Here is a 13,753-nt window from a genome sequence, read left to right as displayed (position 1 = left end):
TTATATGGAATATTATAATTTCGTTAGAAAGAAGAGAAAATTAAAAAGCAAGACTCCTGTAGAATACAGAAATCTTGCTTTAATGAAAGTAGCTTAATAAAAAGTTCAACTTTTTGGGTTCACTACAACTGTACGGTTCTTTTTTAATGTTTATGTTTATCTTTCTTTTCAGGTACTAGATCAATACCACCTGGATGTAAAGGATGACATTTTAAAATGCGTTTAATCGTTAAATAGCCACCTTTTAGTGCACCGTGTGTTTCAATGGCTTCTAATCCATATTGAGAACACGTAGGGGTGAAGCGGCATGTTGGTGGTGTCATTGGTGAAATGTATGCTCTATAAAATTTAATAATTGCGATTAATATTTTTTTCATAATGCCTCTATTCCGATAGTTCGTCTTCTTTATAAGGCGTAACATCTGTTTTATTAAAATCTTTATATTGCGTTTCCTGTTTCATCTTAATTGTAACAGGTTTACTTTTAATTTTTCCAGTCATTGTCACTTCAAAATCAAGTTGCTTCATAAATTTATTTGTTGGTGATAAATCGATAGTATATTTGCCACTAACGACTTTCAAATCTGTAATTTGATTAAATAAACTGATTTGATGCATGCTACTAAAATGGAATCCATATTCATATAATGATTGTATCGATTCAGATTTTCCTTCATAAGAAAATGTATTGTCTTTAAGGACGATATCACTGCTATCTTTCTTAATCACATCTTGAACAATGTCCGTTAAATTGACAACATCTGCTTGTAAGTCTTGTAAATAGTTACGGTCAGCCAATTGAGCACGGTAGCTAATGTAATTCGTTTCAGGGAAAATCATTTCGTTGTTTTTACTTAAGTTATAAATATAAGGTTTTACTTTAAATTTTGTATTATTCGATTGCGCCGTCACTTTCAGTGCACTTTGATTGATTGTATCGTATTTTGAATCTAATGTTTCATCGAATTTCGTCGTAAATTTATCATAAGTGACTGTCGTTGTATTGTCAGCATGAACCGTTATACTATTTGTATTTTTGATTGTTTTTTGTATTAATTTAATGGTTTCATCTTTTGTGAGCGGTTTTTTTGTAGATTCCTGTGAACAACCCACCAATATTAATGTTATGATAAATAAGTAGATAAGCTTTTTCATAGCGACCTCTTTTTTAATTTTAATATACAGCCATTTTATCATAACTTAAGGGGAACACTAAATGGAATTTATAGATGAACACGGAATCACCGTTAAATTAGATTTAAATCAAAATACACCAAAGCATGACCATGTGTTGATGCTTACAAAATATAAAGATCAATATTTATTAACACATCATAAAAGAAGAGGTATTGAATTTCCAGGTGGGAAAGTAAATCAAGGTGAAACAACCATTGAAGCAATGCATCGAGAATTGTATGAGGAAACAGGAGCGAAAGCAAAATCTTATGAAATGATTGGAACATATACTGTATGCGGCGATGTTCCTTTTTCTAAAGATGTATTTTATGTAGAAGTTGAAACGATGGATCATAATCAACATTATCATGAAACTTATGGACCTGTACTTACATCAACGTTAGATGAAATTAAAGACGAAGATAAAAGTTTCTTATTAAAGGATGCTTGTATTTTATATCTTGTAGATTATATCAAAGAAAAGAAGTGATTGTATGTGGATCAATAAAGTAGGATTATTTGATGAAACATTACAACAAAAGTTTTACAAAGTGACTTATAAAAGTGATAAATTAAAAGTGAAAGCATTAATGTATGAACCAAATGCAGTTAAAAGAATCGTGATGTATTTACGCGGTGGTAAAGGGAATGTGGGACAAATAAGGACTGCACGCCTTATGCAATTTGCATATCCAGACACAATGGTAATTGGACCATATTATAGAGGATATGAAGGTAACGGTAAAGATGAATTTGGTGGCAGTGATCAAGAAGATGTACTCAGTTTAGTGCGATTACTTCAAATGAATTATCCAGATGTGCCGATACATTTTATTGGCTTTTCAAGAGGTGGCTTACAAGGTTTACTCACATTTGAAAAAGCACAAGTAAATTCATTTGTCTTTTGGGGTGGTGTATCAAGCATTTATTATATGTATGAAGAACGTAAGGACCTCAGAGGGATGTTGCATAAATTAGTAGGAGATATTCATGAAGTACCGAATGAATATGACAAACGTGAAGCCATTAATCATATTACGACAAACGCACCACCAATCATGATCATACACGGAGAAGAAGACACAAATGTTGGAGTGAAACACGCCTATATGTTAGATGAGAAATTAAATGCATTGAACGTACCACATGAAATGTATATTATTCCAAATGAACCACATGTATTGAGTGAAAAGGCACTTGAAAAAACATTAGGATCGATATTAGAATTTTTTGAAGCAGTTGAATCGAATAATAAAAAACATACTAAGATTAGTAGCGAAGTAATCTACGACAGTAGATAAACATCGCTACTTTTTTAATTGTTTTTATGCCGTTGGCATAATTTTATCAATTATGAAATAGTAGTAGAGAGAAGTACTCCGACCAGCCTCTAGGATCTTAGAATCCGTATTATAAACTGGAGAACTTCACTCTCCTTATTAATTCGATTTTAGTATGTTGGGTCCGTTGAGATCGTGTATAGGAAAATGAACAAAATATGGCCTAGCGAAGTAAAACTTCTTAATTTAAGCAAATAGGATTGATTAACATCGAATATTTTGGAATTGACGTGGGGAAAGGAAAAAGTTATGTAGCTCATTATTGTAATAATGAATTTAAGAAAGAATTTGAATTAATTCACAATAAAGATGGTTTTGATGCATTAAATGAATATATTAAAGGATATGCAGGTGTTTATTTTCTCTTTGAATCGGCTGGGATATACTCTAAAGTTATTCAACGTTTTTATAAAGAAAACAATATTTCACACTGTATGATAAATCCTTTAGAAGCTAAATTTTTAACAACTACACTTAGAACTTGGAAAACCGATAAATCTGATGCACACAAACTTGCTTTATTGGCAAAAAACTTTAATAAAAGACCTTCTAAAAATCTTTCTAAGGACATATATATAAAATCCATTGGTAGAGTAATTTGATTTGTGTTATAATTTTTAAACATAAAGACACTCCTTTTATTTTGTATGTGTAGTTACTTACATTATAAAGTAGTGTCTTTTTATTTGTATATAAAAAAGCGAAAGCCGAAAAATTCGGTTTTCGCTTTTTAAATTGTCTGGTCTAAATCGAAGATTTAGTTACTTATGTCCCAGACTATTATTTTATTTCTATATTTTTTATAAAATGTTAATTAATAACAATTTGTTTAAGTGATATAATTTTTAGAATTTATAATATTTTTCTAAAAATTCGGTTTAAACCCTTTTATATAAAGGGTTTTATAAATTACAAAAAAATAACAAAAATTTGATATAAAATTTTAAATTTACACGTAATCAAATGTTCATTTACTTTCTTTACAAACGTAACATAATTTTAAAATAATGAGGCGAATACATACATATTTTAGTTGATTTAATTACATATATAGGAAATAAAATCAAAAAAAGAGAATTCAAATAAATTATATTGATATAATTTATTTGATTTTGATAAAGTGAATTTTATTTACATGAATGTCTGTAATCGTTGATATAACAGTGATTTCTAGATATTTGTCACAAAATGTGCATGGGAATTTAAGGGACTTCAACTTTAAAAGTAAAAAGCGTATAATATTTTTGTATACTTTACTAATTAATCATAAGAAGTTATATTTTACTATTCATATGATGGATGGATTGTAGTATACAAAAATAAAAATAATTGGAGGGTTTACTATGTCAGGAAGAATTACCATGACTCCCGAGCAGTTGAAGAGTCAAGCGCAAACTTATGGAAGAAGTGGAGAGCAAATCCAAGATATTTTAAGTCAATTAACTTCTTTACAAGGTGAAATTGCATCTATGTGGGAAGGTACTGCATTCCAGAAATTCGATGAACAATTCAATCAACTAAAACCTAAAGTTGAAAACTTCAGTCAATTACTACACGATATTAACCAACAATTAAACAACACTGCACAAGCTGTTGCAGACACAGATCAGCAATTATCTCAAAATTTTGGTTTAAACTAAAATTTGATCAGCCATGCAAATATTGCATGGCTTTTTTAAAAAATATAGGGCAGGTTTACATATGAATAAGAAAATAGCGTTTTTAATTACTTTAGTTACTATTGCATTAATTTCTTTTGCTGCGTACTTTGTTTGGCATAATAATCAAACGACTGTTCAGCCTAACAAACAAACAACTGATAAGAAAGATAAAAAATATGATGATATTAACGTCGCCATAGTCAATGAGGATATCCCTGTAAAGCAAGGGGATAATACTTTGAAGTTTGGTGAAGATTTCGCAGCAGATGTCGTAAAAAATAATCCGAACGCTGTTGTAGTGAATCGTGCTATTGCTGAGAATGGCTTAAAAGATAATTTATATAATGTAATGATTTTAATTCCTGACGACTTTAGTAAAAATGCAACGTCATTTTCTACTAATTCACCAAAAAAACTCAATATAAAATTTAAATATAACACTGAAAACAACAAGCAACTTGCGCTCTTACTAGAGAAATTTACGAATGAAACTGCAAGTGCTTATAATAATAAATTAGTAAAAATCTACTTTGGTAGCGTTATTCAAAATATGATGAATGCTCAAAAAGAAGTCGATAAAAATTATGAAAATCACGTTGCACTTCAAAATACATTTAATCAGCAGCTTTTAGTGCCAATTGCTGAATTCGGTACAGACTTTATTGATTATGGCGATTATTCATTACAATCTAACGCAATTATTTCAAAGTGGAATGAAACGATGAATCAAAACTATAACGATTTTAGATCAACATTACTCGGTGTTAATACGACACCAATTGATGAAAAGGTAAATTCAGTTATTGCAAAGAATCAGGAAATTTATGATGAGCAATCAAATATTCTCTCACGCGTAATTGAATCCAACAATGAATCAAATCAACAGATGATTGAAGCTGTTCAAAGTTTAGTTCGAAGCCAACCAGAGCGTTCTGAGTCAGTCGTCTTTAATAACAATTTTGAAAATGAATTGAATCGATTTTATGATAATTTAGATAATGGAAAGCAGCCTCTACTTGCAGTTGACGAGACTGTAAAACAAAATTATGAACAAAAAGTTAAAGAAATGCTGGCATTGATGGATTCAGATTATAAAAATAAAATAGATGAAATCATTGCTAATGAAAAAGTGAAACAAGATGAATTGAAATTGCAAGTTGAAGAAAGTATTGTAAATGCGATTAATCATCTGCCAACACACAACATAGAAAATGTAAAGCAATCTCAGTTACCTAATAATGTTAAACAAAGTCTTATTAAGTTGATTAATCAGTCATTTGATTTCCAAAATGCACATCCTGAATATCACTATACATACGGAGATACAGATTTATCAGGACAAAGTGATTACGATGAGAATGAAACGACTGCTACTCCGATTTCTATCTCTAAAACACTTGCAGAGATGAATAACGGTAAACTTACAGTTACTTTAGATCCTGATTTTAATTATAAAGGACAAGTTAAAATTAATGGAAATATTATCGGACCAATTCAAAATGGCGTAATAAATCTAGGTAACATACCTTCAAATTCAACATTGTCAGTCGAAGGTAATATGATTCCAAAGCGCAGTAATTTAACGCGTGCATCATATCAATTTATCGTTGAGGGTAATTTAAACAAATCAACGACAGAAACAGTTCCGCCAACAGAAACACCTACTGATGAAGTATCTAGCTCTGAAATTAAAACGACAGAAGCACCAACAAATGAAAACCCGACAAGTGAACAAGTAACAAATGAACCGTCTACTGATTCTGCACAAGAACCGACAACAGAAATGCCAACTACTGAAAGTGCGGTAAAACAAGTATCGATGGAAAATTTAAATAGTGGACAGATCAAAGTAGTGCAAGTAGTAAAGAATAACGATGGAAACAGTAAAACAATTCAGGATAATCAATCATATTATTATGAGATAAACGAACAAGTGCTACTTCAAACATCTATTAAAGGAAATGCAAATGATAATGTATTGATAGACTTTACTGGTACAGATGCGCTGTTTAACATTTATAACAATATTACACCTAGAGTGAATACAGATAATCCTGAAGCAGAAAGTATTGATATGTTTGTTCAATTATTAACTGATGAAATTTATGGACCATTAAATGCACAAATTGAAGCATTTAATAAGGAAAATGAATTATATAATCAATCGATTGAAGCACTTAAAGAGGAACAACAGCAATTTGTAGATGATTTCAAACAGTCAATAACTCTTCAGAATGAAAGTCAGACGCAAATGAATGAAATGAGTCAGTCAATAAATGATGTGTTATCTGATCAATCATCAGAGCCGATTGATGTAAATATTACTGAGTCAAATGATGCTGCAGACGTAACGTTATCATTGAGTGAAGATATTACTAATTTGATGAATGATTCATTACAGTTACTAGATCAGACAGAACAATCGACTACAATCAGTTCTGAAATTGAACGACAGCTATCATCATTAAAAGATGATTCAAGTCAAATTGAATCTAAAGGGAAAGCACTAAGTGACAAGGCAAATCAACTTAATAATACGATGGAAGAAAATTTGAAGTCAGAAAGTAAGTTCAAAGATAACTTTACACAGGCATTTCAGAATGCTAAGAAAAACGGTCAACCTAATGAAGATTTAAAGACATTTGTAGGAATGCCATTAGAAGGAGATACATTAGGAAATGTCGCTAAAGCAATACCAGCCGAGAAGAAATACGACGGTCCGATTTATATCGTATTATTCATGTATATATTCTCACTATTAATTGGGTATTTTATCTCATCATACGAACAGACAAATCATATCGAATCATTATTTAAAGATAAGTACTCAGTAATGACACCGCTTAAACGTAATATGATGATTACTGTAATTGCACTTGCATTAGCGGGATTACTTGGCATTCTTTCAAGTATTATCGGAATAAACAAAATCGGTATTACAGAAGGACAGTTTAAATTTACAATGCTGATAATACTAACAGCAATTGTCTTTACGTTGTTCAATACATTTATGTTAAGACAATTAAAGTCAATTGGTATGTTAATTTCATTAATAATATTATCGTTCTATTTATTAACATTAGAAGGATTGTCTCAATTTAAAACTGGATTACTGAACGCCTCATTGTCACCGCTGAATTATGTTGACCGAATGTTCTTTAATTATTTATCAGGTGAATACAGTATCACGCTTTATATTGTTGGTCTTACTTTCGCACTTGCAGTATTTGCTGTTCTGAATTTAATACGTAAACAATTTAAAAAACAGGTGATGATCTAATGTTAAAAAGTTTGCTGATGGCATTGATGCTTCAGTCTTCACTACATATAGATATTGATGAAGGAAATACACAACAAAAACGCCAGGAAATTGATGTCAATCAACATGGTGTTGAGTTATTTACGGAAGATACTGATACGATGCAGAAGTTGATTGATAGTAAAAAATCACAAGAAAACAAAGCATTAAAAAACAATATCTTCAGTTCCCAACAAATTGAAGATGTGAACCAATCTAAACAATTACTCTTCACAAACGAAGAAACTTTTGTAGATAGACCTGAAAGGTTGGTGCAAGAAGATGACTCTCTACTATTAATGTGGAGTGTCATCGTTATTTTTACAGGATTTATTATTTATTGCATTAATCATTTTATGAGAAGGAGAAAACATGAAGAATCATATTGATATTACATTTCAAATGATAAATTCGAAAGAAAAATATGATCTGTCCATTCCTGAATTCATTACTTTCAATGAATTATATCTACTTGTTTGTGATGCATATCAGATTGATGTCTCACTGAATTACCCGATTTTTAAGAATTTGAATAAAGGTATTGTAATGACACCGGATGATATTGTATCAGAACAAGTAATTAGCAATGGTGATTTATTAATCTTACTTTAAGAAATTAGGTGAATGTTATGAAGAAACGAATGACACAATCAAATGAACAACAAATTGAAACCGTTGCACCAATGACTTCAGAGATATTAAAAAGTGATGCCATAAATGCATCACCTATTGATTTATCTTTATTGGTAAAACCACATCAAAACTTGATGGATGCATCACTAGAAACACTTCCAGATCATTATGAAGTAATGTATTCATTGTTACCAGGTGATATTTCGTTCAATGATATACATACATTTGAAAGAAAAGATAAACTGCGATATTTATTAAATATTCGTTCACTTTACCAACTATTAGATACGCGATATACGTTCCTATTGCAACCTGACAACATATACTTCTCAAAAGATGGCATACCGAAACTCAAAGTTCGCGGTATACAAAATAAAATTCCACCTACGAAATTAACAGAAACAGACTTCGTTAAATACTACAAAGCTTTGATCATGCATGTATTTGATAATAAGCTTCAATTTGAAGAATTGATGGAAGGTGTACAACCTGATGTTAAACTAAGTCCATTTATGGAACAAATTAATGAGGCGAATGATATCTTACAGATAGAGACACTTCTGGAAACGAATTTCATTGAAGAAAAAGCTTATTTCAACAAAAATTATCAATATTATGAAAAGAAAAAATTCAATTTTTTTAAATATGGCATGATTACTGCTGCGATACTGTTGGCAGTTGCAGCAGGATTCTTATCGTTCAACTTTTTCCATACAGATAAAATTAAACAAAGTATCATAACAGCCTATCAGCAATATGAAAATAAAAACTACAGTAGTGTACTAGATACATATAAAAGCGTTAACGAGAAAAACTTAACGAATAACGAACTATATATATATGCAGAAAGTTACTTAAATGTTAATGAACAAGGCTTAGATGATGATCAGATTAATCAAATTAAAAACATGGTTTCAGTGAATGCTAGAGAAGACATACTTAAGTATTGGTATAAAATGGGGCATTCAAAGTATGAAGAAGCATTGAACACCGCTGAAATTATTGGTAGTAACGATATGCAGAAGCTCGCACTTATTAATTTGATTAATCAAATTAAAGGTGAAGATTTAGATTCTGATAAACGTGAAGAGAAGATTAAACCATTCCAGGAAAAGCTTGATCAAATCATATCTAAAGAAAAAGAAATCAAAGATGAAGAAAAGCGAAAAAAAGAAGAGCAAGCAAAAGCAGAAGAAGAAGCACAAAAAAATAAAGAAACAGCAAAAGAAAAAGCACAAGAGACAAAAAAGTCAGATGATAAAAGCAAGTAGGTGATGGCATGATTAAAATAAGAGCATTGAAAGATAACAAGCTATATGGATTGAACATAACTGAGGAAGGTAATTATACGCTTAATGGTACGCTAAAAGTTAAAGTTGTAACACGTGAAGCAACAGAAGTATATATAAACGATACACGAATTGAATTTGCGAAAACTTATACAATTGAACTTTACAGGATAACAGCATATGATACATTCCAAAGTTTTGAATTCAATAAACAATTCATTGAAATCGGACAGGCGAAACATAGTGAGATTAACTTACAGCCATTCCATCATCAACTATTACTTGAGCAGGATAAAGTAATACAGTGCGCAACATTAATGTGTGAAGCGCCACTATATATAAACTATAGTTTGAGTAATACACCCGTCACATTAAGCAATGGTGACGAATGGTATATCGATGATACATTATTTATTTATAAAGTAGATTATCTGGAAATCTATACGACAGCACAAATTGAAACATCATTAAATGAAATCGAAGCAAATATACAGATCAACACAAATGAGTATAGAAGAAAACCAAGGATTATAAGACGTGAACCAACAGACAAAGTTGTAATCGAAAAAGTGCCTTCAAAACCTACGAGGTCCAATAATGGGCTATGGCGTATGATTATCCCACCATTCGTTATGATCATTTTAACAATCGTCGTATTCATTTTCAGACCGACAGGCATATATATCATAATGATGCTCGGAATGAGTATCGTAACAATTATTATGAGTATTTCTCAATATGTATCTGATAAGAATAAGTTTCAAAAAGATACGAAAACGCGTGAAGTAACATATACAAGATACTTAAAAGATAAGACGAGACAATTATTTGCATTAACGCGTGAACAACGAAGCGCACGTGCGTATCACTTCCCGGATATGCATAAAATTAAAGAAATTATATCGGAATACTCCGTACGTATCTTTGAAAAAACAAGAAAGCATCATGATTTCCTGCATTATCAAATCGGAACGGGAAGGGTACCGACAAGTTTTGAAATCGATTATCGCAAAGATGATTTTGTTAAAGAAAAAGACCCACTCGTAGAAAAAGCAAATCAATTAAACGAAACATATCAATCAATCGATGATGCACCTGTTACGATTTCATTGATGGAAGGTCCGATTGGTTATATCGGCAACAGACATTTCATATTAAACCATATTGAACATATGGTACTCGAGTTAGCAACATTTCACAGTTATCATGACGTGCAATTTCTATTCTGTATGAAAACAAGTGAATACAACACATTAAATAATATGAGATGGCTGAAGCATTTCCATATTAATGCGATACATACGAGAGGACTCGTTCATGATAAACGAACGAGAGATCAAGTACTAACGTCATTCTACAGCATCATTAAAGAACGTATGAATAAACAGAATGAACAAACGAGAGAAGAAGTGCAGTTTTTACCACACTACGTAATGGTGATCTCAGACATGGGGCTGCTGATGGACCATGTCATACTGGAATACATCAATATGGATTTAACGAAGTATGGTATTTCATTAATCTTTATCGATGATGTATATGAAACATTACCAGAACACGTTGTTACTGTAATCGATATGAAGACGGAAACGCATGCGGAACTCATTATGCATAATGAAACACTTGTTAACGAACATGTGACACCGGCATTATTAGATGAACAATTTGACAAAGAAAAGCTCTATCGCAAACTCGCCAACATTAATCATGTAGAAAACTTGAAGAATACTATACCTGAATCAATCAGCTTTATGCAGTTATATAAAGCGAAGTATACATATGAACTGGATATAGAGAAGAGATGGACAGAAAACCAATCCTATAAAAACATGGCAGTACCACTCGGGGTTCGAGGGAAAGATGATATTGTACACTTGAACTTACATGAAAAAGCACATGGACCACACGGGTTAATTGCCGGAACGACAGGTTCAGGGAAGTCTGAGATTATACAATCCTACATATTATCACTTGCTGTGAACTTTCATCCACACGAAGTAGCATTTTTACTGATTGACTATAAAGGTGGAGGGATGGCGAACTTATTCAAAGACTTACCACACTTAGTCGGGACAATTACAAACTTAGACGGTGCAAGTAGTATGCGTGCATTGACAAGTATTAAAGCAGAGTTAAAAAAACGTCAGAGATTGTTTAACGAGAACGAAGTAAATCATATTAATCAATACCATAAGCTTATTCAGGACGGGAAGCAGCTTGAACCGATGCCGCACTTGTTTTTAATATCTGATGAGTTTGCTGAACTGAAACAAGAACAGCCTGACTTTATGAAAGAGCTTGTGTCGACAGCACGTATTGGTCGTTCGTTAGGGATTCATCTTATTCTTGCAACACAGAAGCCATCAGGGGTTGTGAATGATCAAATATGGTCGAACTCTAAGTTTAAATTGGCACTGAAGGTGCAGAATAAACAAGACTCAAATGAAATATTAAAGACGCCGGATGCAGCGGATATTACATTGCCTGGTAGAGCGTATTTGCAAGTCGGGAATAATGAGATTTATGAGTTGTTCCAGTCTGCATGGAGTGGTGCGAATTACGCTCCGGATGATAGTAGTAAGACGATAGATAAGACGTTGTATCAGATTAATCATTATGGTCAGTATGAGAACGTGACGAGAGATTTAAGCGGGTTGGATGAAGGGAAGGTTGTTGAGACGAAGACGGAGCTTGAAGCGGTGATTGATGAGGTTAAGCGTGTGAATGATGCGCTTCAAGTGACGAAGGTTAAGACGCCATGGTTACCGCCACTTAAGAAAGTGATTTACCAGGAGGAGCTTGTTGAGACAGACTTTAAGAAATTATGGAGAGGTGATAGGCGTAAGATAGAGTTGTTGTTTGGGTATAAAGATGTACCGGAAGAGCAGTTGCAGGCACCGTTAATTCGTTCTGTTGATGAAACAGGTCATATCGCATTGATTGGAAGTCCGGGATATGGTAGAACGACGTTTCTGCACAATATAATTACTTATATCGCAAGACATCAACAGCCAGATCAAGCACATATGTATCTATTTGATTTCGGTACGAACGGGTTAATGCCAATGGTAGATTTCCCGCATGTTGCGGATTACTTCACTATCGATCAACAAGAAAAGATTAAGAAAGTGATACGAATTTTAAACGACTTGATAAATGAAAGAAAACAAATTCTAAGTAAATATAGAGTTGTATCTATGAATGATTACGAAAAGGTTACTTCAGAAATAATACCTAATATATTTGTAATTATAGATAATTATGATGGTATCAAAGATACACCTATACAAGAATCATTTGAAACTTTACTAATGAAATTATCTAGAGAAGGTTTGGCTCTGAATATTCATTTAATTTCTACAGCTTCAAGAGCAAATGCTCTTAGAATGCAATTGATAACCAATATTAAAACTAAGATTGCATTACACTTATTTGATAAATCAGAATTAAGCAACGTAATTGGTACAATGAAATTTGAGTCTCCAGATATAATTGGTAGAGCTATAATGAACGATGACAATAAAACAATATTCCAAATTCCACTTGCATATAATCAAGAAATTCAAGTGAATGAAGCAATTAAAAATGAAATTAAAGAAATGCATAATAATTATAATAAAGCGCTTCCTAAAAAAGTTCCGATGATGCCTGAAAGCATGGATTATGAAACAAATGCGAAAGTTTATCAATTTGAAGAATATCTTGAAAAAGGAAAGGTTCCAATTGGTCTTGAATACAACAATGTTAATGTTATTGCGATAGATATTAATAAACATGCCGTAATTACAAGTGAAAGGCCGAGTGAAACATCTCATATTGCTAAGACGATGTTACGAAGTATAGAAGATTTAAGAGATAAATATTCATTTATTATTGCGGACTTTAATGGTGAATACGATATCTATCAAGATAATGCAGATTTGTATTTCAACAGTGATGAAGGATTCGAAACAATGAAAGAAGTATTATTAACAGAAATTGAAAATAGAAAAAATGGCATTGCTTCATCCAAACACTCTGTCTATTTTATAAATGATTTTAAATCATTTATAAAAACAACAAATATAACAGATAGTGAAATAAAAACGATATTAACATCAGGGCATAAATTCGGTGTAACATTAATCTTAACTGGTGCACATAAATCTTCAATAGAATCATATGAAAGCCAATTTGACATTGCCAAAAAAACAATTTCTCAAATGGTATTAGGTATACGGATTACAGATCAGCAAGTAATAAACTTTGGATATATAACTGGCGAGCAACCTTTAAAAGAGTTGGAAGCATATTATATTAATAATAATGAATATTTCAAAATGAGATGGTTTGAATAACATATTCGAGGAGGTTCAA

Annotated in this window: 12 protein-coding genes; 10 read left to right on the top strand and 2 right to left on the bottom strand. The window is 31.8% G+C overall.

The features are described from left to right. Positions 1-4: 4 nt before the first annotated feature. Positions 5-97: an IS3 family transposase gene (locus tag ER639_RS12565; RefSeq protein ID WP_368665656.1), complete on the top strand. Its 93-nt coding sequence runs from the start codon at positions 5-7 to the stop codon at positions 95-97. 46 nt (positions 98-143) lie between these two features. Here the strand turns inward: ER639_RS12565 and yidD are convergent, their stop codons facing one another. Both yidD and ER639_RS06740 read right to left on the bottom strand, forming a co-directional pair. Next, positions 144-377 (bottom strand): membrane protein insertion efficiency factor YidD, encoded by a 234-nt coding sequence (gene yidD / locus ER639_RS06745; protein ID WP_205757700.1) that lies wholly within the window; start codon positions 375-377, stop codon positions 144-146. A gap of 7 nt (positions 378-384) precedes the next feature. After that, the gene (locus ER639_RS06740) at positions 385-1,155 is read right to left on the bottom strand and encodes a hypothetical protein (RefSeq protein WP_129065007.1); all 771 of its coding nucleotides are present in this window, start codon (positions 1,153-1,155) and stop codon (positions 385-387) included. 61 nt (positions 1,156-1,216) lie between these two features. Here ER639_RS06740 and ytkD point away from each other — a divergent pair, with 61 nt between their 5' ends. The 9 genes from ytkD to essC all read left to right on the top strand — a co-directional run bounded on the left by ytkD (position 1,217) and on the right by essC (position 13,734). Next, complete coding sequence (gene ytkD, locus ER639_RS06735) at positions 1,217-1,666, top strand: RNA deprotection pyrophosphohydrolase (protein ID WP_129065006.1); 450 nt, start codon at positions 1,217-1,219, stop codon at positions 1,664-1,666. Between the two features lie 4 nt (positions 1,667-1,670). Further along, positions 1,671-2,477, top strand: coding sequence for an alpha/beta hydrolase family protein (locus ER639_RS06730; protein WP_129065005.1), 807 nt, complete (start codon positions 1,671-1,673; stop codon positions 2,475-2,477). Positions 2,478-2,746: 269 nt separating this feature from the next. Beyond that, positions 2,747-3,118, top strand: coding sequence for an IS110 family transposase (locus tag ER639_RS06725; protein ID WP_129065004.1), 372 nt, complete (start codon positions 2,747-2,749; stop codon positions 3,116-3,118). Positions 3,119-3,859: 741 nt separating this feature from the next. Further along, positions 3,860-4,156: a WXG100 family type VII secretion target gene (locus ER639_RS06720; protein ID WP_129065003.1), complete on the top strand. Its 297-nt coding sequence runs from the start codon at positions 3,860-3,862 to the stop codon at positions 4,154-4,156. 61 nt (positions 4,157-4,217) lie between these two features. Continuing rightward, positions 4,218-7,457 (top strand): type VII secretion protein EsaA, encoded by a 3,240-nt coding sequence (gene esaA, locus ER639_RS06715; protein ID WP_164993379.1) that lies wholly within the window; start codon positions 4,218-4,220, stop codon positions 7,455-7,457. Then, the gene (locus ER639_RS06710; RefSeq protein WP_129065001.1) at positions 7,457-7,864 is read left to right on the top strand and encodes a hypothetical protein; all 408 of its coding nucleotides are present in this window, start codon (positions 7,457-7,459) and stop codon (positions 7,862-7,864) included. The genes esaA and ER639_RS06710 overlap by 1 nt, the downstream gene beginning before the upstream one ends. Beyond that, entirely contained in the window at positions 7,848-8,087 is a 240-nt protein-coding gene (locus ER639_RS06705) for a hypothetical protein (protein ID WP_129065000.1), read from the top strand. Before ER639_RS06710 ends, ER639_RS06705 begins: the two co-directional genes overlap by 17 nt. A 17-nt stretch (positions 8,088-8,104) precedes the next feature. Next, positions 8,105-9,379 carry a type VII secretion protein EssB gene (essB, locus tag ER639_RS06700; protein WP_129064999.1) on the top strand — a complete coding sequence of 425 codons (1,275 nt, stop codon included), beginning with the start codon at positions 8,105-8,107 and terminating at the stop codon, positions 9,377-9,379. A gap of 8 nt (positions 9,380-9,387) precedes the next feature. Continuing rightward, on the top strand, positions 9,388-13,734 hold the full coding sequence (essC, locus tag ER639_RS06695) for a type VII secretion protein EssC (RefSeq protein ID WP_129064998.1): 4,347 nt from the start codon (positions 9,388-9,390) through the stop codon (positions 13,732-13,734). Positions 13,735-13,753 lie beyond the last annotated feature (19 nt).

The organism is Macrococcus sp. DPC7161 (genome assembly GCF_004117835.1).
GTDB lineage: Bacteria > Bacillota > Bacilli > Staphylococcales > Staphylococcaceae > SDSC01.
Note: the sequence above shows the minus strand (reverse complement) of the source record. Positions and strands in the feature narration are given on the sequence as shown.

Bases quoted from the DNA above. Each gene is read 5' to 3' on its own strand.
- ER639_RS12565 (WP_368665656.1), top strand. From the start codon at position 5: ATGGAATATTATAATTTCGTTAGAAAGAAGAGAAAATTAAAAAGCAAG.
- yidD (WP_205757700.1), bottom strand. From the start codon at position 377: ATGAAAAAAATATTAATCGCAATTATTAAATTTTATAGAGCATACATT.
- ER639_RS06740 (WP_129065007.1), bottom strand. From the start codon at position 1,155: ATGAAAAAGCTTATCTACTTATTTATCATAACATTAATATTGGTGGGT.
- ytkD (WP_129065006.1), top strand. From the start codon at position 1,217: ATGGAATTTATAGATGAACACGGAATCACCGTTAAATTAGATTTAAAT.
- ER639_RS06730 (WP_129065005.1), top strand. From the start codon at position 1,671: ATGTGGATCAATAAAGTAGGATTATTTGATGAAACATTACAACAAAAG.
- ER639_RS06720 (WP_129065003.1), top strand. From the start codon at position 3,860: ATGTCAGGAAGAATTACCATGACTCCCGAGCAGTTGAAGAGTCAAGCG.
- esaA (WP_164993379.1), top strand. From the start codon at position 4,218: ATGAATAAGAAAATAGCGTTTTTAATTACTTTAGTTACTATTGCATTA.
- ER639_RS06710 (WP_129065001.1), top strand. From the start codon at position 7,457: ATGTTAAAAAGTTTGCTGATGGCATTGATGCTTCAGTCTTCACTACAT.
- ER639_RS06705 (WP_129065000.1), top strand. From the start codon at position 7,848: ATGAAGAATCATATTGATATTACATTTCAAATGATAAATTCGAAAGAA.
- essB (WP_129064999.1), top strand. From the start codon at position 8,105: ATGAAGAAACGAATGACACAATCAAATGAACAACAAATTGAAACCGTT.
- essC (WP_129064998.1), top strand. From the start codon at position 9,388: ATGATTAAAATAAGAGCATTGAAAGATAACAAGCTATATGGATTGAAC.